This is a genomic window from Micromonospora sp. WMMD734, from assembly GCF_049178975.1.
Classification (GTDB): domain Bacteria; phylum Actinomycetota; class Actinomycetes; order Mycobacteriales; family Micromonosporaceae; genus Micromonospora; species Micromonospora wenchangensis.
In genome coordinates this window covers 6,544,535-6,564,985 of sequence record NZ_JBMHMK010000001.1, presented here as the reverse complement: position 1 = coordinate 6,564,985, position 20,451 = coordinate 6,544,535, and the positions used below count along the sequence as shown (strand labels likewise).

The window sequence follows — 20,451 nt, the reverse complement described above, 5'->3', positions numbered from 1 at the left end:
ATAAACCGAATCCGATGTTACCCGGCGAACACGCTCCGGGTAGACCAGGGCGCCCGCCCAGTCACGAAGAACTGAGCGGGCGCCATGGTCTGCCTGTCTTACAGCTCGGTGACCGAGCCGCCGGCAGCGGTGATCTTCTCCTTGGCCGACGCGCTGAACGCCTGCGCCGACACCTGGAGGGTCACGCCACCGAGGTCGCCGGTGCCGAGGATCTTGACCGGGTGGCCCTTGCGGACCGCGCCGGCCTCGACCAGCTCCAGCGGGCCGACCTGGCCGCCGTTGGGGAACAGTTCGGCCAGCCGGTCCAGGTTGACCACCTGGAAGACGACCTTGAACTTGTTCTTGAAGCCCTTCATCTTCGGCAGGCGCATGTGGATGGGCATCTGCCCACCCTCGAACGCCGCCGAGATGTTCTTGCGGGCCTTGGAGCCCTTGGTGCCGCGACCGGCGGTCTTGCCCTTGGAGCCCTCACCGCGACCCACGCGGGTCTTCGCGGTCTTGGCGCCCGGGGCCGGACGGAGATGGTGAACCTTGATCGTCATTACTCGACCTCCTCGACCTTCACGAGGTGGCTGACCGTGAAGATCATGCCCCGAATCTCGGGACGGTCCTCCTTGACCACCACGTCATTGATCCGCTTCAGGCCGAGCGAACGCAGCGAGTGCCGCTGGTTCTGCTTCCGCCCGATCTCGGACCGGATCTGGGTGACCTTCAGGCGTGCCATCAGGACGCCACCCCCGCCCGCGACGCCAGCATGGCGGCCGGCGCGACGTCCTCGACCGGCAGGCCACGACGGGCCGCGACGGCCTCCGGGGATTCGAGCCCCTTCAGCGCCGCCACCGTGGCGTGCACGATGTTGATCGGGTTGGACGAGCCGAGGCTCTTGGAGAGCACGTCGTGGATGCCCGCGCACTCCAGCACGGCACGCACCGGGCCACCGGCGATGACGCCCGTACCGGCGGACGCCGGCTTGAGCAGCACCACACCGGCCGCGGCCTCACCCTGGATCGGGTGCGGGATCGACTGGCCGATCCGCGGCACCTTGAAGAAGTGCTTCTTGGCCTCCTCGACGCCCTTGGCGATCGCCGCGGGCACCTCCTTGGCCTTTCCGTAGCCCACGCCGACCGTGCCGTCGCCGTCGCCCACGATCACCAGGGCGGTGAAGCTGAAGCGACGACCACCCTTCACGACCTTGGCGACGCGGTTGATCGCGACGACCCGCTCGAGGTGCGGGGTCTTCTCGACGGGCGCGTTTCCGCGGCCGCCCTCACGGCGGTTGTCGCGGCGACCACCCTCGTTGCCACCGGACCCGCCGCCACGGCGCTGTTGACCTGGCATCAGCAGCCTTCCTTATCTCTCGTGACGGGGTTTCTAGAACTCGAGCCCGGCTTCGCGGGCGGCATCGGCAAGCGCGGCGACCCGCCCCGCGTACCGGTTGCCACCGCGGTCGAAGACGACCTTGGAGACGCCGGCGGCCTTGGCCCGCTCGGCGAGCAGGGCGCCCACCTTGCCGGCGAGGGCGCTCTTGTCGCCCTCCGTGCCGCGCAGCGAGGCGTCCAGGGTCGACGCCGACGCCAGGGTGTGACCCTTGGTGTCGTCGACGATCTGGGCGACCATGTGGCGCAGCGAACGGGTGACGACCAGGCGCGGACGCTCGGCCGTGCCGCTGACGTTCTTGCGGACGCGGAAGTGCCGACGCGCACGGCCGACGGCGCGCTTGGCGGCGACGCCGCGGCGGCGCTTGAGCAGCGTGGCGCTCACTTCTTACCTGCCTTTCCGGCCTTGCGGCGGATGACCTCGCCCTGGTACTTGACACCCTTGCCCTTGTAGGGCTCCGGCGGGCGGATCTTCCGGATGTTGGCGGCGACCTCACCGACCTGCTGCTTGTCGATGCCGGCCACGTGGAACAGCGTCGGCCGCTCCACCGTGAAGGTGATGCCGTCCGGTGCCTGCACCACGACCGGGTGCGAGAACCCGAGCGCGAACTCCAGGTCCTTGCCCTTGGCGGTGACCCGGTAACCCGTGCCGGCGATCTCCAGGCTCTTGCGGTAGCCCTCGGTCACCCCGACGATCATGTTGGCGACCAGGGTACGGCTCAGGCCGTGCAGCTCCTTGGCCTTGCGCTCGTCGTTCGGCCGGTTGACGTGCAGCTGGCCGTCCTCGCCCCGCTCCGCGGAGATCGGCTCGGCGAGCGTGTGCGCCAGCTCGCCCTTGGGGCCCTTGACCTTGACGGTCTGGCCCTCGATCGTGATGTCGACGCCGGAAGGCACCGGGATCGACTTACGTCCAATACGCGACATTTCTACCTGTCTCCCGTTACCAGACGAAGGCGAGGACTTCCCCGCCAACGCTCCGCTTGCGGGCCTGCCGGTCGGTGAGCAGCCCCTGGGACGTCGAAATGATCGCCACGCCCAGCCCGCCGAGCACCCGCGGGAGCCCGTCCGACTTGGCGTACACCCGGAGGCCGGGCTTGGACACGCGCTTGATGCCGGCCAGGCTCCGCTCCCGGTTCTGGCCGTACTTCAGCTCGACGACCAGTCGCTTGCCGACGGCGCCCTCCTCGGGCTCCTCGACCAACCAGGTGGCGATGTAACCCTCGGCCTTGAGGACCTCGGCGATGTTCGCCTTGATCTTCGAGTAGGGCATCGTCACCCGGTCGTGGTACGCCTGGTTGGCGTTCCGCAGACGCGTGAGCATGTCTGCGATCGGGTCGGTCATCGTCATGAAATTCGTCAACCTTTCTCGCCGGGGTTCCCCGGGCACGGCCCGGGGCCTACGGCGAAGAGACAGTTCAGCTGACGCGCGGAGCGCGCCGGGCTATTACCAGGAAGCCTTGGACACGCCGGGCAGCTCACCGCGGTGGGCCATCTCCCGGATGCACACCCGGCAGAGGCCGAACTTGCGGTAGACCGCCTTCGGACGCCCGCACCGCTGGCAGCGGGTGTACGCGCGAACCGAGAACTTCGGCTTCGCGGCGGCCTTGAGGATCAGCGCCTTCTTGGCCATCTCAGTTCTCCTTGAACGGGAAGCCCAGGAGCTTGAGCAGCGCCCGGCCCTCGTCGTCGGTCGTGGCGGTCGTGACCACCGTGATGTCCATGCCCCGCTGGCGATCGATCCGGTCCTGGTCGATCTCGTGGAACACCGACTGCTCGGTCAGGCCGAACGTGTAGTTGCCGTGCCCGTCGAGCTTGCGTCCGTCCAGGCCGCGGAAGTCACGGATACGCGGCAGCGCGATCGACAGCAACCGGTCGAGGAACTCCCACATCCGGTCGCCGCGCAGGGTCACCTTCGCGCCGATCGGCATGCCCTCACGCAGCTTGAACTGCGCGATCGACTTGGTGGCCCGACGCACCTGCGGCTTCTGGCCGGTGATCGTGGCCAGGTCGCGGACGGCGCCGTCGATCAGCTTGGCGTCGCGGGCAGCCTCGCCCACGCCCATGTTGACGACGATCTTGACCAGCCGCGGCACCTGCATGGGGTTGCCGAAGTTGTGCTGCTCCTGCAGCTTGGCCACGATCTCGTTGCGGTACCGCTCCTTGAGGCGCGGCAGGGTCTTGGTTTCGGTAGCCGTGGTCATCACAGGTCCTTACCGGTGCTACGCGCGATGCGGACCTTCTGGCCGTTGTCGTCGAACCGGTAACCGACCCGGGTCGGGTTCCCGTCGGAGTCCAGGACCTGCACGTTCGAGACGTGGATCGGGGCCTCCTGGGTGACGATGCCACCGGTCTTGGCGCCGCGCTGGGTGGTGCTGACACGGGTGTGCTTCTTGACCCGGTTCACGCCTTCGACGAGGACCTTGTCCTGCCGCGGGTAGGCCGCGATGACCTTGCCCTTGGCGCCCTTGTCCTTGCCGGCGATGACGATGACCGTGTCGCCCTTCTTGACCTTCACGGTCACAACACCTCCGGCGCGAGGGAAATGATCTTCATGAACCGCTTGTCCCGCAGCTCGCGGCCCACCGGGCCGAAGATACGGGTGCCGCGCGGGTCCCCGCCGTCCTTGATGATGACGGCGGCGTTCTCGTCGAAACGGATGTACGAGCCATCCGGCCGCCGCTTCTCCTTGGCGGTGCGGACGACGACGGCCTTGACCACGTCGCCCTTCTTGACACCGGCACCCGGGATCGCGTCCTTGACGGTGGCCACGATGACGTCGCCGATGCTCGCGTAGCGCCGACCGGAGCCACCGAGAACCCGGATGCACAGGATCTCCCGGGCACCCGTGTTGTCGGCGACGCGCAGTCGCGACTCCTGCTGAATCACGTCTATCTCCTATGTCTGCCGGTTCTCCGGCCGCCCTCGCGGACGGCCGGAGCCTGGCGGAACCTGCGCCCGACCGAAACCGGCCGAGCTCGAGCCTTCGCTACTTGGCCTTCTCGAGGATCTCCACGATCCGCCAACGCTTGGTGGCGGACAGCGGCCGGGTCTCCATGATCAGGACCCGGTCACCGATGCCGGCAGCGTTCTGCTCGTCGTGGACCTTCAGCTTGCTGGTACGGCGCATGATCTTGCCGTACAGCGCGTGCTTGACCCGGTCCTCGACCTCGACCACGACGGTCTTGTCCATCTTGTCGCTGACCACCAGGCCCTCACGGACCTTACGGCGGGCCCGCACGGTGGTGGCGGTGTTCTCGGTCTCACTCATGATGCAGTCACCTCAGTCGGCGCGGCCGAGAGACCCAGCTCGCGCTCACGCATGATCGTGTAGATCCGGGCGATCTCCCGACGGATGACCTGCAGCCGCCGGTTGTTGTCCAGCTGACCGGTCGCGGCCTGCACGCGGAGGTTGAACAGCTCCGCCTTGGCCTCGCGCAGCTTCGTGACCAGCTCCTCCTCGGAGAGTTCACGCAGCTCGGAGGGCTTGACGCCCGCTGCCATCAGGATTCACCCACTTCGCGCGTAACAATGCGGCACTTCATCGGGAGCTTGTGGATCGCGCGACGCATCGCCTCTCGCGCGATCTGCTCGTTGGGGAAGGACATCTCGAAGAGAACCCGCCCCGGCTTGACGTTCGCGACCCACCACTCGGGCGAGCCCTTGCCGGAACCCATCCGGGTCTCGGCCGGCTTCTTGGTGAGGGCCTGGTCCGGGAAGACCGTGATCCACACCTTGCCGCCACGCTTGATGTGCCGGGTCATGGCGATACGTGCCGACTCGATCTGCCGGTTGGTCACGTACGCCGGCTCGAGAGCCTGGATTCCGAACTCGCCGAACACCACCCGGTTACCGCCCTTGGACGCGCCGTGGCGGTCCGGGTGGTGCGGCTTGCGGAAGCCCTTCGGGGGCTTGCGCGGCATCAGCATCTGTCAGCCCTCCTGCTGCGTTTCTGCCGGCTGGGTGGCGGCTGCGGCGACAGCGGAGCTGTCGACCGGCTCGCCACTCGGCGTCTCGGCCTGCTGCGCGATGGTGGTCGCGGCAGCCCGGCCGGCCTCGGTACCGCCGGCGGTCGTACCCGACGAACCCGACCGGCCACGACGCGGCCGCTCGGGCCGGTCGCCACGCTCACCACGACGCGGGCGGGACGGACCGGCCTCGGCCGGAGCCTCCCGGCCCGGCACGGCGTCGCCCTTGTAGATCCAGACCTTCACGCCGATCCGGCCGAAGGTGGTACGGGCCTCGAAGAAGCCGTACTCGATGTTGGCCCGCAGCGTGTGCAGCGGAACCCGACCCTCGCGGTAGAACTCCGTCCGGCTCATCTCGGCGCCGCCGAGACGGCCCGAGACCTGCACCCGGATGCCCTTGCAGACGGGGTTCTTCATCGCCGACTGCATCGACTTGCGCATGGCCCGACGGAAGCTGACCCGGCTGGAGAGCTGCTCGGCGACACCCTGGGCGACCAGCTGCGCGTCCGACTCGGGGTTCTTGACCTCGATGATGTTCAGCTGCACCTGCTTGCCGGTGAGCTTCTCCAGCTCGCCGCGGATCCGGTCGGCCTCCGCACCCTTACGGCCGATGACGATGCCCGGCCGGGCGGTGTGGATGTCGACCCGGACCCGGTCCCGGGTCCGCTCGATGTCGACCTTGGAGATGCCGGCCCGCTCAAGACCCTTGGACATCATCCGGCGGATCTTGACGTCCTCGCCGATGTAGTCCTTGTAGAGCTTGTCGGCGAACCAGCGGGACTTCCAGTCGGTCGAGATGCCGAGCCGGAACCCAGTGGGGTGAACCTTCTGACCCATTACTCGGCACCCTCCGTCTTGCTCTCGGTCGCCGCGGGCTCGGCCTGCTGCGCCGGCGCCGCCTTCTTCGCCGCGGACTTCTTCGGCGCGGCCGGCGCGACCGCCTCGACCGCCACGGTGATGTGGCAGGTGCGCTTGCGGATCCGGTACGCCCGGCCCTGCGCCCGCGGCCGGAACCGCTTCATCGTCGGGCCCTCGTCGACGAACGCCTCGCTGACGAGCAGCGCGTCGGGGTCCAGCCGCTCGTTGTTCTCCGCGTTGGCGATCGCGCTCGCGAGCACCTTGTACACCTGCTCGCTCGCCGCCTGCGGCGCGAACTGCAGCACCGTGAGCGCCTCCTTCGCGGGCAGGCCGCGGACGAGGTTGACCACCCGGCGCGCCTTCATCGGCGAGATGCGCACGTGTCGCGCAACCGCCCGCGCGCCCGGAAGCACCGGAGCGTCGCCCTTTCCTGGCATCGCTGTAACCCCTTGTTCCTCTATCCGTATGCCCGCGGCGTCAGCGCCGGCGGCTCTTCCGGTCGTCCTTCTCGTGACCCTTGAACGTGCGGGTCAGCGCGAACTCGCCGAGCTTGTGCCCGACCATGGCCTCGGTCACGAACACCGGGACGTGCTTACGTCCGTCGTGCACGGCGATCGTGTGCCCGAGCATCTCGGGGATGATCGTCGAACGGCGCGACCAGGTCTTGATGACGTTCTTCGAGCCCTTGTCGTTCTGCGTCTCCACCTTCTTGAGCAGGTGGTCGTCGACGAACGGGCCCTTCTTCAGGCTGCGAGGCATGCTCTATCTCCCTCAGCCGCGCTTACGCGTGGCGTAGCGGCGGCGGACGATCAGCCGGTCGCTCGGCTGGCCCTTACGACGGGTGCGGCCCTCGGGCTTACCCTGCGGGTTCACCGGGTGGCGACCACCGGAGGTCTTACCCTCACCACCACCGTGCGGGTGGTCGACCGGGTTCATCGCGACACCACGGACGGTCGGGCGCTTGCCCTTCCACCGCATCCGGCCGGCCTTGCCCCAGTTGATGTTCGACTGGTCGGCGTTGCCGATCTCGCCGACGCTGGCACGGCAGCGCACGTCGACCCGCCGGATCTCGCCGGACGGCATACGCAGGGTCGCGTAGACGCCCTCCCGGCCGAGCAGCTGGATGCCGACGCCTGCCGAACGGGCCAGCTTGGCGCCGCCGCCCGGACGCAGCTCCACGTTGTGGATCGTGGTACCGACCGGGATGTTGCGCAGCGGCAGGTTGTTGCCCGGCTTGATGTCGGCACCCGGCCCGGACTCGACCCGGTCGCCCTGCTTCATGTCCTTCGGCGCGAGGATGTAGCGCTTCTCGCCGTCGGCGTAGTGCAGCAGCGCGATGCGCGCGGTGCGGTTCGGGTCGTACTCGATGTGCGCGACCTTCGCCGGCACGCCGTCCTTGTCGACCCGCTTGAAGTCGATCAGGCGGTACTGCCGCTTGTGGCCGCCGCCGTGGTGCCGGGCGGTGATCCGGCCGTGGGCGTTGCGTCCGCCCTTCTTCGGCAGCGGGGCCAGCAGGGACTTCTCCGGCGTGGACCGGGTGATCTCGGCGAAGTCGGCGACGCTGGAGCCGCGTCGGCCCGGCGTCGTCGGCTTGTACTTACGGATAGCCATTGTCTACACCCCTCAGCTGACCGGGCCGCCGAAGGCCTCGATACGGTCACCGTCAGCCAGCTTCACGATCGCCCGCTTGGTCGCCTTGCGCTGACCGAAGCCGGTCTTGGTGCGCTTGCGCTTGCCCTGGCGGTTGAGCGTGTTGACCGTCAGGACGCGGACGTTGAAGATCTGCTGGATAGCGATCTTGATCTCGGTCTTGTTCGCGTCCGGGTGCACCAGGAAGGTGTACCAGTTCCGGTTCAGCTCGCTGTAGCTCTTCTCCGAGACGACCGGCGCGACGATGACGTCCCGCGGGTCGGCGATCGTGCTCACTTGCCACCCTCCTCGGTGGTCTCGGCGGCGGACTCGGCCGCAGGGCCGGCCTCCGCGGGCACGCCCAGGAACTCGTCCAGGGCGTCCTTGCTGAAGACCACGTCGTCGGCCACCAGCACGTCGTACGTGTTGAGCTGGCCGGACTCGATCAGGTGCACCCGCGGCTCGTTGCGCAGCGACACCCAGTTCAGCTCGTCGGTGCTGCTCAGCACGACCAGCACCCGCCGGGCCCCGGTCAGCTTGGCCAGGGTGGCCAGGGCCGCCTTGGTCGACGGCTTCTCGCCCGAGACGAAGGTCTCGACGACGTGCACCTGGCCGGCGCGGGCCCGGTCGGAGAGGGCGCCACGCAGGGCGGCGGCCTTCATCTTCTTCGGGGTCCGCTGGCTGTAGTCGCGCGGCACCGGGCCGTGGACCACGCCACCGCCGGCGAACTGCGGCGCGCGGATCGAGCCCTGCCGGGCACGACCGGTGCCCTTCTGCTTGTACGGCTTCTTGCCGCCGCCGGAGACCTCGCCACGGGACTTGGCCTTGTGGGTGCCCTGCCGGGCCGCCGCGAGCTGAGCCACCACGACCTGGTGCATCAGCGCGATGTTGGCCTGGACGTCGAAGATGTCGGCCGGCAGCTCGACGGAGCCGCTCTTGGCGCCTTCGACGTTGAGGACGTCAACGGTGGTCACTTGGCCACACCGCCCTTCTTCGCCTTCGTCTTGGCCGCGGTGCGGACCAGGACCAGCGCGCCCTTGGGGCCGGGAATGGCACCACGGACGAGCAGGAGGTTGTTCTCGGTGTCGACCGCCTGGACGGTCAGGTTCTGGACGGTGTAGCGCACGCCACCCATCCGGCCCGCCATCCGGGTGCCCTTGAAGACGCGACCCGGGGTCGCGCAGGCGCCGATGGAGCCCGGCGAGCGGTGCTTGCGCTCGACACCGTGGCTGGCCCGCAGACCGTGGAAGCCGTGCCGCTTCATCGGGCCGGCGTAGCCCTTGCCCTTGGTCTTGCCGGTGACGTCGATGACCACGCCGACCGGGAACTCCTCGACCGTGACCTCCTGGCCGAGCGAGTAGTCCGCGGCATCGGTGGTGCGCAGCTCGACGATGTGCCGGCGCGGCGCCACGTCCGCCTTGGCGTAGTGCCCGGCGAGCGGCTTCTTGGCCTTGCGCGGGTCGATCGTGCCGTAGGCGAGCTGGACCGCGGAGTAACCGTCCTTCTCGGCGCTACGAACCTGGCTGACGACGCAGGGGCCGGCCTGAACCACGGTCACGGGGACAACCTTGTTGTTGTCCCAGACCTGGGTCATGCCGAGCTTTGCGCCCAGGATCCCCTTGACTTGCCTGTCCATTTGTCCGGTCCCTACAGCTTGATCTCGATGTCGACGCCAGCCGGCAGGTCGAGGCGCATGAGCGAGTCGACCGTCTTCGGGGTCGGGTCGATGATGTCGATCAGCCGCTTGTGCGTACGCATCTCGAAGTGCTCGCGCGAGTCCTTGTACTTGTGCGGCGAGCGGATGACGCAGAAACGGTTGATCTCCGTGGGCAGCGGCACCGGGCCCGCGACCTGCGCCCCGGTGCGCGTCACCGTCTCGACGATCTTCCGCGCCGAGGAGTCGACGACCTCGTGGTCATAGGCCTTGAGCCGGATGCGGATCTTCTGTCCCGCCATGGTGGCTTCTGTTCCTTCTCTCGATGCCGCTGTGTTGCGGGCACCTGTACCGGCTGGCACAGGCCCACTTCGCCGACCCCCGCGGTCGGGCGTGTCGCGCCCTCGGACCAGGCTCCGCCCCGGGACTCCGGAGCGACTCTCTGACCACGCGGTGGGTCAAGGCGCCGATCGCATCACAGCGATCTGGACGCCGTGCGAGGGTGGTTGACCGCCAGGGGCGATCAACCACCCTACGCGCGACTGTTGGTCTTCCCGGAGGTCCAGCTTTCGCCGGACACGGGCGACTAACCGTCGTTACGCAACCTGACTAGTATGCCGCACGACCGGCGGCGACGCTAATCGGGGTTACCTGGGTCACTTGATGATCTTGGTGACGCGACCCGCGCCGACCGTACGACCACCCTCGCGGATCGCGAACTTGAGGTTGTCCTCCATCGCGATGGGCTGGATGAGCTTGACGGCCATCGTGGTGTTGTCGCCCGGCATGACCATCTCGGTGCCCTCGGGGAGGGTGACGACACCGGTGACGTCGGTGGTACGGAAGTAGAACTGCGGGCGGTAGTTCTGGAAGAACGGGGTGTGCCGGCCGCCCTCCTCCTTGGAGAGGATGTAGACCGTCGCCTCGAACTCCGTGTGCGGGGTGCTGGTGCCCGGCTTGACGACCACCATGCCGCGCTCGACGTCCTCGCGCTTGATGCCACGCAGCAGCAGACCGACGTTCTCGCCCGCGCGGGCCTCGTCGAGCAGCTTGCGGAACATCTCGATGCCGGTGCAGACCGTCTTCTGCGACTTCTCGCGGATGCCGACGATCTCCACCTCCTCGTTCGGCTTGAGGATGCCGCGCTCGGCGCGACCGGTGACGACCGTGCCACGACCGGTGATCGTGAAGACGTCCTCGATCGGCATCAGGAACGGCTTCTCGGTCTCCCGCTCGGGCTGCGGGATCGCGGTGTCGACCGCGTTCATCAGCTCCAGCAGGCGGCCGGTCCACTCGGGGTCACCCTCGAGGGCCTTCAGCGCCGAGACCCGGACGACCGGCAGGTCGTCACCCGGGTACTCCTGCGCCGAGAGCAGCTCGCGGACCTCGAGCTCGACGAGCTCCAGGAGCTCCTCGTCGTCGACCATGTCGCTCTTGTTGAGCGCCACGACGATGTACGGCACACCGACCTGACGGGCCAGCAGCACGTGCTCGCGGGTCTGCGGCATCGGGCCGTCGGTCGCGGCGACCACCAGGATCGCGCCGTCCATCTGCGCGGCACCGGTGATCATGTTCTTGATGTAGTCGGCGTGCCCGGGGCAGTCGACGTGCGCGTAGTGCCGCGCCTCGGTCTGGTACTCGACGTGTGCGATCGAGATCGTGATACCGCGGGCCTTCTCCTCCGGCGCCTTGTCGATCTCGTCGAACGGCGTGTACGGGTTGAGGTCCGGGTACTGGTCGTGCAGGACCTTCGTGATGGCCGCCGTCAGCGTCGTCTTACCGTGGTCGATGTGACCAATGGTGCCGATGTTGACGTGCGGCTTAGTCCGCTCGAACTTCGCCTTCGCCACTGGTGTCCTCCTGTGGACTTCTTGGTTCTTCTCGCCCCGGCGCGCCGGACGGCGCTTAGGACTCTGTCGACAGCCTTTCCGGCCTGCGGCCGGAGAGCTTGGTGGGTTCTGCGGCGATGAAGCCTACAGGCCCGGATTCACACAACCCGACCGAGGTGGTCGCGGGCGGGACTCCCGTCCGCGACCGGCCCCGGCTCACCGGATCAGCAGCAGGTGAGCGTCACTCACCCGTCGCCTTGGCGATGATCTCCTTCGCCACGCTCTGCGGCACCTCGGCGTAGGAGTCGAACTGCATGCTGTAGCTTGCCCGGCCCTGGGTCTTCGACCGCAGGTCGCCGACGTAGCCGAACATCTCCGACAACGGCACCAGGGCCCTCACGATGCGGGCGCCGCTGCGCTCCTCCATCGCCTGGATGATGCCACGGCGGGAGTTGAGGTCGCCGATGACGTCACCCATGTTCTCCTCGGGAGTGGTGACCTCAACGGCCATCATCGGTTCGAGGAGCGCGGGGTCGGCCTTGCGGGCCGCCTCCTTCATCACCATCGAGCCGGCGATCTTGAATGCCATTTCGGACGAGTCGACCTCGTGGTACTGGCCATCCAGCAGGGTCAGCTTGACACCGACCAGCGGGAAGCCCGCCAGGATGCCGTACTGCATGGCGTCCTGCGCACCGGCGTCCACCGACGGGATGAACTCCCGGGGGATGCGGCCACCGGTGACGGCGTTGGCGAACTCGTAGGTCGGCGACTCGTTGTCCAGCGGCAGCGGCTCGATGCTCACGATGACGCGGGCGTACTGGCCGGAGCCACCGGTCTGCTTCTTGTGGGTGTACTCGATCTTGTCCACCTTGCGGCGGATCGTCTCGCGGTACGCCACCTGCGGCTTGCCGATGTTCGCCTCGACGTTGAACTCGCGGCGCATCCGGTCGACCAGGATGTCCAGGTGCAGCTCGCCCATGCCGGCGATGACCGTCTGACCGGTCTCCTCGTCCAGCTTGACGCGGAAGGTCGGGTCCTCCTCGGCCAGCCGCTGGATGGCGGTGCTGAGCTTCTCCTGGTCGGCCTTGGTCTTCGGCTCGATCGCCACCTCGATGACCGGCTCGGGGAAGGTCATCGACTCCAGGATGACCGGGTTCGCCGGGTCGCAGAGGGTGTCACCGGTGGTGGTCTGCTTGAGACCCTGCACCGCGATGATGTCGCCAGCCTGGGCCGAGCCGCGCTCTTCCCGCTTGTTGGCGTGCATCTGGTAGATCTTGCCGATCCGCTCCTTGCGGTCCTTGGTGGAGTTCACCACCTGGTTACCGGTCTCGACCACGCCGGAGTAGACCCGGACGTAGGTGAGCTTGCCGAGGTGCTTGTCGGTCTGGATCTTGAAGGCCAGGCCGGAGAAGGGCTCCGCCTTCGACGGCTTACGCTGCAACGGCGTCTCGCCGTCGGTCGCGGTGCCCTCGATGGCCGGCACGTCCAGCGGCGACGGCAGGAAGTCGACCACGGCGTCGAGCATGGGCTGCACGCCCTTGTTCTTGAACGCCGAGCCGCACAGCACCGGGTTGGCCTTGCTGGCGATGGTGGCCCGCCGGATGGCGGCCTTGATCTCCTCGACGGAGATCTCCTCGCCCTCCAGGTACTTCTCCATCACCGCGTCGTCGACGTCGGCCAGGGTCTCCATCAGCTTCTCGCGCCACTCGGCCGCGGAGTCGGCCAGGTCGGCCGGGATCTCCTCGATGGCGTAGTCCTCACCCTTCTGGGTCTCCCCGCGCCAGGTGAGGGCGCGCATGCCGATCAGGTCGACGACACCGATGTGGTCGCCCTCGAGCCCGATCGGGATCTGGAGCACCAGCGGGGTGGCGTTGAGCCGGTCGATCATCATCTGGACGCAGCGGAAGAAGTCCGCGCCCGTACGGTCGAGCTTGTTGACGAAGCACATCCGCGGGACGTGGTACTTGTCGGCCTGCCGCCAGACGTTCTCCGTCTGCGGCTCCACGCCGGCCACGCCGTCGTAGACCGCGACCGCACCGTCCAGCACCCGCAACGACCGCTCGACCTCGACCGTGAAGTCGACGTGACCGGGCGTGTCGATGATCTGGATCGTGTGGCCCTTCCACTCACACTTGGTGGCAGCGGAGGTGATGGTGATACCACGCTCCTGCTCCTGCTCCATCCAGTCCATGACGGCAGCGCCCTCGTGGACCTCACCGATCTTGTAGGTGATACCGGTGTAGAACAGGATCCGCTCGGTGGTCGTGGTCTTACCGGCATCGATGTGCGCCATGATGCCGATGTTGCGTACGTTGGCGAGCGCGTCTGCGGCGGCCACTTCAATCCCTACTTATCGTCGTCTCGACTCGACCGGTGGCGGTTCCGGCGCCGGTCCGGCGCCGGAACCAGGCTGTTACCAGCGGTAGTGCGCGAAGGCCTTGTTGGACTCCGCCATCTTGTGGGTGTCCTCGCGCCGCTTGACGGCGGCGCCCAGACCGTTGCTCGCGTCGAGCAGCTCGTTCATCAGCCGCTCGACCATGGTCTTCTCGCGGCGGGCCTTGGAGTACGTGACCAGCCAGCGCAGACCGAGGGTGGTCGCCCGGGCCGGACGGACCTCGACCGGCACCTGGTAGGTGGCGCCACCGACCCGGCGGCTGCGCACCTCCAGGGTCGGCTTGACGTTGTCCATCGCGCGCTTGAGGGTGACGACCGGGTCGGTGCCGCTCTTCTCGCGGCAGCCCTCCAGGGCGGCGTACACGATGCGCTCGGCGAGCTGCCGCTTGCCGCGCATCAGGATCTTGTTGACCAGCTGGGTGACCAGCGGCGAGTTGTACACCGGGTCAGCGACCAGCGGCTTCCGCGGAGCGGGTCCCTTACGCGGCATGTCAGCTCTTCTCCTTCTTCGCGCCGTACCGGCTGCGCGCCTGCTTGCGGTTGCGGACACCCTGGGTGTCCAGCGAGCCGCGGACGATCTTGTAACGCACGCCGGGGAGGTCCTTCACCCGGCCGCCGCGAACGAGCACGATCGAGTGCTCCTGAAGGTTGTGACCCACGCCCGGGATGTAGGCGGTCACCTCGATCTGGCTGCTGAGCTTGACACGCGCGACCTTGCGGAGCGCCGAGTTCGGCTTCTTGGGGGTGGTGGTGTACACGCGGGTGCACACACCGCGCCGCTGAGGGGATCCCTTCAGCGCCGGGGTCTTGGTCTTGGTCGTCTTGGCCTGGCGGCCCTTTCGGACCAGCTGCTGAATGGTGGGCACCGGGTTTCTCCGCTCCCTTCGGCCGCGTCACGCGACCGCGCCGTCTGCTCGTTAGCCGACCTGGTGGCCGACTCTCCTACATTCCGACCGGGTCCGCCTCGCGGCGGTCCCGGTACCCGCGGTCGGGTGTGTCGCCCGGTTCGCGGTCCCGGTGCCGTCGCTCGCGCGGGTGGCACCGGCTTCTGTCACCGGCGCGTGGTCGTCCGCCCGCCGGGTCCTGTGGACTGTGTCGTACGGCCGCTCGATCTCCGGATCAATCCGGATCCCGCGCACGCACGAGTCGCCCAGGCATGCCCGGGCGCAAGGGGAAAGAGTACCTACCACAGCCTCGCAGGTCAAAACGGGCTGGTCCGCCGGGTCTCAGAACTCCGTCGGTCGCGCCGTGCGCCCTGCCTGCTCGCCCGTGACGGGCCCCTAGGCTGTCCAGTGTACCGGCTGCCGCGCGTCGCAGCCCGTCACCCCCGGGCGACGGGGGTCACGCCAACTGCACCAGCAACGCCAGCCCCAGGCCCAGCAGGCTGAGCACCAGCCCCACCCCGCCGCAGCTGATCCCGGCCGTCGCCAGGCCCCGACCGGTGAACCGCACCGCCGGTGGTGGCGCGGCCCGGCGGATCTGCCGGCGGGCCAGCAGCCCGGCGACGATCGCCGCCGTACCGGCCAGCACCCCCGGCACGGTGAACGCGCCGGCCGCCCAGGCGCCGCCGAGCTGCGCTCCCCCGACGCCGAAGCAGATCACCAGGAACGACACCAGGATCGACCCGATGCCGGCGATCAACGAGCCCACCGCCGGCCCGGAGGTGACCGCCGGCACGTCCAGGTGCACCACCCCGAAGGGGGTGCCGGGCACGGCGTCGACCCGCTTGGGTGCGCGCGGGGCCTCCGGCGGCGGTGGTGGCAGCGGCCCCGGTCCGTGCCCCGACGGCGTCGGCCAGCCCGTCCCGGCCGCCGGCTGACCCGGGTACGCCCCGGCCGCCACCATCGCTCCACCCGGGCCGGGGTGCGGCGACGGCCCCGGATACGGCGACGGCCCGGCCGACGGTCCCCCGGCCCCGAGGAACGGCCCGCCGACGGGCGGCCCACCACGGAACGGGGCAGCACTAGAGGGGGCAGCACTGAACGGGGCGGCACCGGCCGGCCCGCCACCCGATGGTGTGCCGCCGGCCCCGGACATCGGCGGTGGGGCGTACCCGAGGGGGGTGGCCTCCGGCGGGATGCCGGCGCCGTGCACCGGGCCGGGCTCGGACGGCGTGCCCCACGGGCCGGCGGCCCACGGGTCGGGCGGGCGGGTCGTCCCGGCGTCGGTGCCGGGCGCGGCCGGCTCCGGGGAGCCGACGGGCGGTCCGCCCGGGTCGCCTCCCGACGGCGACGCCGGTTCCGTCACGGGGTCCTCCTGTCGCGATCTGGGTCCACCGTCACGCGACGGACACCGGCCAGGCTACCGCCGCCGCGCACCGCGGGTGCCCCCTGCCGGATCATCACCCCGACGGGTCAGTCGACGTTCGGGGCGAAGTCCTGCCCGTACGGGGACCCGGCCAGCCGGACCACGCCGATCACCACCAGCGTCACCACCGCGACCGCGACCAGCACCAGGCCCACCCAGGCCAACCGCTCCCCCCGCCGCAGCCAGGCCGCACCGGTGAGGAACCCACCCGAGGCGTACGCCTCCCGGCGGGCCTGCCGGGCCAACTGGAGGGCGATCGTGGCGGGCACCACCCCGCCGACGAAGAGCCCGGTCAACGCCCCGATCAACCCGAGCGCGAAGACGGCCCGGGCCTTGGTGGCGCGGACCGGGTCCGGGTCGAGCGGATGACGTGGTGGCTGGTGCGCCAACGGCACCTGCCCCGCAGCGGTCGTCATGCCCACCATCATGCCCGCCCTCCGGCCGTACCTGACACTTCCCGCCGGCACCGGCCCCGTGACGAGGAAGGCCCCCGGCGTCGCGCCGGGGGCCTTCCTCGTCAACTGGTGCTCAGCGGTACGACCCGAAGTCGAAGTCGTCAAGCGGAACCGCCTGGCCGCTGGCCGGCCCGAAGCCGTAGTCGGTCTCCGGGTAGCCGGTCATCGAGTAGACCTTGGCCTTCGCCTCCTCGGTCGGCTCGACCCGGACGTTGCGGTACTTGCTGATGCCGGTACCGGCCGGGATGAGCTTACCGATGATCACGTTCTCCTTGAGGCCGACCAGCGAGTCGCTGCGCGAGTTGATCGCCGCGTCGGTCAGCACCCGGGTGGTCTCCTGGAAGGAGGCCGCCGAGAGCCAGGAGTCGGTGGCCAGCGAGGCCTTGGTGATACCCATCAGCACCGGACGACCGGCGGCGGGCTCGCCACCCTCGCCGACGAGCCGGCGGTTCTCCGACTCGAACAGCGCCCGGTCGACCAGCACACCCGGCAGGAACTCGGTCGAGCCGGAGTCGATGACCGTCACCCGCTTGAGCATCTGGCGGATGATGATCTCGATGTGCTTGTCGTGGATGAGCACACCCTGCGACCGGTAGACCTCCTGGACCTCCTGGGTCAGGTGGACCTGGACCGCGCGCGGGCCGAGGATGCGCAGCAGCTCGTGCGGGTCGATGGTGCCCTCGGTGAGCTTCTCGCCGACCTCGACGTGGTCCCCGTCGTGGGTCCGCAGCCGGACCCGCTTGGAGATCTTGTCGTAGACGATCTCGTCGCTGCCGTCGTCCGGCACCACGATGATCTTCCGGGATCGCTCGCCGTCCTCGATCCGGATCCGGCCCGGGGTGTCGGCGATGGGCGCCTTGCCCTTCGGGATACGCGCCTCGAAGATCTCCTGGACACGCGGCAGACCCTGGGTGATGTCCTCACCCGCGACACCACCGGTGTGGAAGGTACGCATCGTCAGCTGGGTGCCCGGCTCACCGATCGACTGGGCGGCGATGATGCCGACCGCCTCGCCGACGTCCACGGTCTTGCCGGTCGGCAGCGAGCGGCCGTAGCACGCACCGCAGACGCCCAGCTTCGACTCGCAGGTGAGCACGCTGCGCACCCGGACCGTCTCCACCCCGGCGGCGACGATCTTGTCGACCCCGATGGAGTTGATGTCCTGACCCCGGTGGGCCACCACGGTGCCGTCCGGCCCCTTGATGTCGTCGGCCAGGGTACGAGCGTGCACGCTGGTCTCGGCGTGCTCGTGGACGACCAGCCGGCCACCCTCCAGACGCTCGCCGATCTGCATCGGGATCGCCCGGTCGGTGCCGCAGTCCTCCTCGCGGATGATGACGTCCTGCGAGACGTCCACCAGACGACGGGTCAGGTAACCCGAGTCGGCGGTACGCAGCGCGGTGTCCGCCAGACCCTTACGGGCACCGTGCGTGGAGATGAAGTACTCCAGCACGGACAGACCCTCCCGGTACGACGCCTTGATGGGTCGCGGGATGATCTCGCCCTTCGGGTTGGCCACCAGACCACGGATCGCCGCGATCTGCCGGAGCTGGAGCAGGTTACCGCGGGCGCCCGAGTTGATCATCTTCCACAGCGGGTTCTCCTGCGGCAGCGCGGTGTCCATCTCCTTGGCGACCTCGTTGGTCGCCTTGGTCCAGATCTCGATGAGTTCGCCGCGACGCTCCTCGGCGGTCATCAGACCACGCTGGTACTGCTTGTCGATCCGGTCGGCTTCCTTCTCGTACCGCTCCAGGATCTCCCGCTTGCGCGGCGGAGCGATGACGTCCTCCATGCCGATGGTGACGCCGGACCAGGTGGCCCAGTGGAAACCGGCCTCCTTGAGCCCGTCCAGGGTGGCGGCCAGCGCCACCTTGGGGAAACGCTCCGCGAGGTCGTTGACGATCGCGGAGAGCTGGCCCTTGCGGATCTCGTAGTTCACGAAGCGGTAGCCCTGCGGCAGCGTCTCGTTGAACAGGACCCGGCCGAGCGTGGTCTCCACGGTCAGCGGCTCACCCTCGACCCAGCCCTCCGGGGCCACCCAGGGCTCCGCGCCGTTGCCGTTGTCGACACCGATCACGTCCCGCAGCCGGATCTTGACCGGGGTCTGCAGGTGCAGCTCGCCCGCGTCGAAGGCCATCCGCGCCTCGGCGTCCGAGCTGAACGCCCGGCCCTCGCCGATCCCACCCGGGGTCAGGTGGGTGAGGTGGTAGAGACCGATGACCATGTCCTGGGTGGGCATGGTGACCGGCTTGCCGTCGGCCGGCTTGAGGATGTTGTTCGACGACAGCATCAGGATCCGCGCCTCGGCCTGGGCCTCGGCCGACAGCGGCACGTGCACCGCCATCTGGTCACCGTCGAAGTCGGCGTTGAACGCGGTGCAGACCAGCGGGTGGATCTGGATCGCCTTGCCCTCGACCAGCTGCGGCTCGAAGGCCTGGATGCCCAGGCGGTGCAGCGTCGGCGCGCGGTTGAGCAGCACCGGGTGCTCGCCGATGACCTCTTCCAGCACGTCCCACACGACCGGGCGCTGCCGCTCGACCATCCGCTTGGCGGACTTGATGTTCTGCGCGTGGTTGAGGTCGACCAGCCGCTTCATCACGAACGGCTTGAACAGCTCCAGCGCCATCTGCTTGGGCAGGCCGCACTGGTGCAGCTTCAGCTTGGGGCCGACCACGATGACCGAACGGCCGGAGTAGTCGACGCGCTTGCCGAGCAGGTTCTGCCGGAACCGGCCCTGCTTGCCCTTGAGCATGTCGGACAGCGACTTGAGCGGGCGGTTACCCGGGCCGGTGACCGGCCGGCCACGACGGCCGTTGTCGAACAGCGCGTCGACGGCCTCCTGGAGCATCCGCTTCTCGTTGTTGACGATGATCTCGGGCGCGCCGAGGTCGATCAGCCGCTTGAGCCGGTTGTTCCGGTTGATCACCCGGCGGTACAGGTCGTTCAGGTCGGAGGTCGCGAAGCGGCCACCGTCGAGCTGCACCATCGGGCGCAGGTCCGGCGGGATGACCGGGACGCAGTCCAGCACCATGCCCAGCGGCGAGTTGCGGGTGTTCAGGAACGCCGCGACGACCTTCAGCCGCTTGAGCGCGCGGATCTTGCGCTGGCCCTTGCCGGAGCGGATGGTCTCGCGGAGGTTCTCAGCCTCGGCGTCGAGGTCCATGTTCTGGACCAGCGCCTTGATCGCCTCGGCGCCCATGCCACCGGTGAAGTACTCGCCGAACCGGTCACGCAGCTCGCGGTAGAGCAGCTCGTCGGTGACCAGCTGCTTGGAGTCGAGCTTGCGGAACGTGTCGAGGACCTCGTCGAGGCGGTCGATCTCGCGCTGGGCCCGGTCGCGGATCTGGCGCATCTCGCGCTCTCCGCCCTCCTTGACCTTGCGCCGGACGTCCGCCTTGGCGCCCTCGGCCTCCAGCTCGGCCAGGTCGGCCTCCAGCTTGGCGGCCCGCTTCTCGATCTCCGAGTCGCGGCTGTTCTCGGACTGCCGCTTCTCGGCGAGGATCTCGTTCTCGATCGTCGAGAGGTCACGGTGACGCGCCTCGGCGTCCACGCTCGTCACGACGTACGAGGCGAAGTAGATGATCTTTTCGAGGTCCTTGGGGGCGAGGTCCAGCAGGTAGCCCAGCCGGCTCGGCACGCCCTTGAAGTACCAGATGTGGGTCACCGGAGCGGCCAGCTCGATGTGCCCCATCCGCTCCCGACGGACCTTGGAACGGGTCACCTCGACGCCGCAGCGCTCACAGATGATGCCCTTGAACCGGACCCGCTTGTACTTGCCGCAGTAGCACTCCCAGTCCCGCTGAGGACCGAAGATCTTCTCGCAGAAGAGCCCGTCCTTCTCCGGCTTGAGGGTGCGGTAGTTGATCGTCTCGGGCTTCTTGACCTCACCGTGCGACCACTGGCGGATGTCGTCCGCGGTCGCGAGGCCGATGCGCAGCTCGTCGAAGAAGTTGACGTCGAGCACTATGTCCCCTATGTCGTCGT

At 68.7% G+C, this 20,451-nt stretch carries 28 protein-coding genes; all 28 read right to left on the bottom strand.

Going from position 1 to position 20,451, the window contains the following annotated elements; genetic code table 11:
* Positions 1-98 precede the first annotated feature (98 nt).
* Positions 99-542, bottom strand: a complete 444-nt coding sequence (gene rplO / locus ACN267_RS28680; protein ID WP_088646994.1) for a 50S ribosomal protein L15 — start codon at positions 540-542, stop codon at positions 99-101.
* Entirely contained in the window at positions 542-724 is a 183-nt protein-coding gene (rpmD, locus tag ACN267_RS28675; protein WP_088646995.1) for a 50S ribosomal protein L30, read from the bottom strand. Before rpmD ends, rplO begins: the two co-directional genes overlap by 1 nt.
* Positions 724-1,338: a 30S ribosomal protein S5 gene (gene rpsE, locus ACN267_RS28670; protein ID WP_088646996.1), complete on the bottom strand. Its 615-nt coding sequence runs from the start codon at positions 1,336-1,338 to the stop codon at positions 724-726. Before rpsE ends, rpmD begins: the two co-directional genes overlap by 1 nt.
* Before the next feature lie 33 nt (positions 1,339-1,371).
* Complete coding sequence (gene rplR, locus ACN267_RS28665) at positions 1,372-1,761, bottom strand: 50S ribosomal protein L18 (protein WP_110563093.1); 390 nt, start codon at positions 1,759-1,761, stop codon at positions 1,372-1,374.
* The gene (rplF, locus tag ACN267_RS28660) at positions 1,758-2,300 is read right to left on the bottom strand and encodes a 50S ribosomal protein L6 (protein ID WP_204957696.1); all 543 of its coding nucleotides are present in this window, start codon (positions 2,298-2,300) and stop codon (positions 1,758-1,760) included. The genes rplR and rplF overlap by 4 nt, the downstream gene beginning before the upstream one ends.
* A 16-nt stretch (positions 2,301-2,316) precedes the next feature.
* Positions 2,317-2,724 carry a 30S ribosomal protein S8 gene (gene rpsH / locus ACN267_RS28655; RefSeq protein WP_067301438.1) on the bottom strand — a complete coding sequence of 136 codons (408 nt, stop codon included), beginning with the start codon at positions 2,722-2,724 and terminating at the stop codon, positions 2,317-2,319.
* 96 nt (positions 2,725-2,820) lie between these two features.
* Positions 2,821-3,006: a type Z 30S ribosomal protein S14 gene (locus tag ACN267_RS28650; protein ID WP_007073023.1), complete on the bottom strand. Its 186-nt coding sequence runs from the start codon at positions 3,004-3,006 to the stop codon at positions 2,821-2,823.
* 1 nt (position 3,007) lies between these two features.
* On the bottom strand, positions 3,008-3,577 hold the full coding sequence (gene rplE, locus ACN267_RS28645) for a 50S ribosomal protein L5 (RefSeq protein WP_204957695.1): 570 nt from the start codon (positions 3,575-3,577) through the stop codon (positions 3,008-3,010).
* Positions 3,577-3,897, bottom strand: coding sequence for a 50S ribosomal protein L24 (gene rplX / locus ACN267_RS28640; RefSeq protein WP_194821781.1), 321 nt, complete (start codon positions 3,895-3,897; stop codon positions 3,577-3,579). The genes rplE and rplX overlap by 1 nt, the downstream gene beginning before the upstream one ends.
* Entirely contained in the window at positions 3,894-4,262 is a 369-nt protein-coding gene (gene rplN / locus ACN267_RS28635) for a 50S ribosomal protein L14 (RefSeq protein ID WP_007073026.1), read from the bottom strand. The genes rplX and rplN overlap by 4 nt, the downstream gene beginning before the upstream one ends.
* A gap of 100 nt (positions 4,263-4,362) precedes the next feature.
* Positions 4,363-4,644: a 30S ribosomal protein S17 gene (rpsQ, locus tag ACN267_RS28630; RefSeq protein ID WP_088646999.1), complete on the bottom strand. Its 282-nt coding sequence runs from the start codon at positions 4,642-4,644 to the stop codon at positions 4,363-4,365.
* Positions 4,641-4,877, bottom strand: a complete 237-nt coding sequence (gene rpmC / locus ACN267_RS28625) for a 50S ribosomal protein L29 (RefSeq protein WP_013288628.1) — start codon at positions 4,875-4,877, stop codon at positions 4,641-4,643. The genes rpsQ and rpmC overlap by 4 nt, the downstream gene beginning before the upstream one ends.
* The gene (gene rplP, locus ACN267_RS28620) at positions 4,877-5,302 is read right to left on the bottom strand and encodes a 50S ribosomal protein L16 (protein ID WP_088647000.1); all 426 of its coding nucleotides are present in this window, start codon (positions 5,300-5,302) and stop codon (positions 4,877-4,879) included. The genes rpmC and rplP overlap by 1 nt, the downstream gene beginning before the upstream one ends.
* A 3-nt stretch (positions 5,303-5,305) precedes the next feature.
* The gene (rpsC, locus tag ACN267_RS28615; protein ID WP_088647001.1) at positions 5,306-6,178 is read right to left on the bottom strand and encodes a 30S ribosomal protein S3; all 873 of its coding nucleotides are present in this window, start codon (positions 6,176-6,178) and stop codon (positions 5,306-5,308) included.
* The gene (rplV, locus tag ACN267_RS28610) at positions 6,178-6,636 is read right to left on the bottom strand and encodes a 50S ribosomal protein L22 (protein WP_088647002.1); all 459 of its coding nucleotides are present in this window, start codon (positions 6,634-6,636) and stop codon (positions 6,178-6,180) included. The genes rpsC and rplV overlap by 1 nt, the downstream gene beginning before the upstream one ends.
* A 40-nt stretch (positions 6,637-6,676) precedes the next feature.
* Positions 6,677-6,958, bottom strand: coding sequence for a 30S ribosomal protein S19 (gene rpsS / locus ACN267_RS28605; protein WP_007073032.1), 282 nt, complete (start codon positions 6,956-6,958; stop codon positions 6,677-6,679).
* A gap of 12 nt (positions 6,959-6,970) precedes the next feature.
* Positions 6,971-7,810, bottom strand: a complete 840-nt coding sequence (rplB, locus tag ACN267_RS28600) for a 50S ribosomal protein L2 (RefSeq protein ID WP_204957694.1) — start codon at positions 7,808-7,810, stop codon at positions 6,971-6,973.
* A gap of 12 nt (positions 7,811-7,822) precedes the next feature.
* A complete protein-coding gene (gene rplW / locus ACN267_RS28595; RefSeq protein ID WP_067301418.1) occupies positions 7,823-8,125 on the bottom strand; it encodes a 50S ribosomal protein L23 in 303 nt (100 codons plus the stop codon).
* Positions 8,122-8,802, bottom strand: a complete 681-nt coding sequence (gene rplD, locus ACN267_RS28590; protein WP_204957693.1) for a 50S ribosomal protein L4 — start codon at positions 8,800-8,802, stop codon at positions 8,122-8,124. The genes rplW and rplD overlap by 4 nt, the downstream gene beginning before the upstream one ends.
* Positions 8,799-9,464 (bottom strand): 50S ribosomal protein L3, encoded by a 666-nt coding sequence (gene rplC / locus ACN267_RS28585; protein ID WP_088647006.1) that lies wholly within the window; start codon positions 9,462-9,464, stop codon positions 8,799-8,801. Before rplC ends, rplD begins: the two co-directional genes overlap by 4 nt.
* 11 nt (positions 9,465-9,475) lie before the next feature.
* The gene (gene rpsJ, locus ACN267_RS28580) at positions 9,476-9,784 is read right to left on the bottom strand and encodes a 30S ribosomal protein S10 (RefSeq protein ID WP_007073037.1); all 309 of its coding nucleotides are present in this window, start codon (positions 9,782-9,784) and stop codon (positions 9,476-9,478) included.
* A gap of 354 nt (positions 9,785-10,138) precedes the next feature.
* A complete protein-coding gene (tuf, locus tag ACN267_RS28575) occupies positions 10,139-11,332 on the bottom strand; it encodes an elongation factor Tu (RefSeq protein WP_204924855.1) in 1,194 nt (397 codons plus the stop codon).
* Between the two features lie 220 nt (positions 11,333-11,552).
* Positions 11,553-13,649, bottom strand: coding sequence for an elongation factor G (gene fusA, locus ACN267_RS28570; RefSeq protein WP_204924854.1), 2,097 nt, complete (start codon positions 13,647-13,649; stop codon positions 11,553-11,555).
* A gap of 75 nt (positions 13,650-13,724) precedes the next feature.
* Positions 13,725-14,195 carry a 30S ribosomal protein S7 gene (gene rpsG, locus ACN267_RS28565; protein WP_088647009.1) on the bottom strand — a complete coding sequence of 157 codons (471 nt, stop codon included), beginning with the start codon at positions 14,193-14,195 and terminating at the stop codon, positions 13,725-13,727.
* Position 14,196: 1 nt separating this feature from the next.
* Positions 14,197-14,571, bottom strand: a complete 375-nt coding sequence (gene rpsL, locus ACN267_RS28560; RefSeq protein WP_007465318.1) for a 30S ribosomal protein S12 — start codon at positions 14,569-14,571, stop codon at positions 14,197-14,199.
* Between the two features lie 475 nt (positions 14,572-15,046).
* Complete coding sequence (locus tag ACN267_RS28555) at positions 15,047-15,418, bottom strand: DUF4190 domain-containing protein (protein ID WP_145923052.1); 372 nt, start codon at positions 15,416-15,418, stop codon at positions 15,047-15,049.
* Between the two features lie 641 nt (positions 15,419-16,059).
* Positions 16,060-16,428, bottom strand: coding sequence for a hypothetical protein (locus ACN267_RS28550; protein ID WP_421490054.1), 369 nt, complete (start codon positions 16,426-16,428; stop codon positions 16,060-16,062).
* A gap of 112 nt (positions 16,429-16,540) precedes the next feature.
* Positions 16,541-20,431, bottom strand: coding sequence for a DNA-directed RNA polymerase subunit beta' (locus ACN267_RS28545; RefSeq protein WP_088644796.1), 3,891 nt, complete (start codon positions 20,429-20,431; stop codon positions 16,541-16,543).
* Between the last annotated feature and the right edge of the window lie 20 nt (positions 20,432-20,451).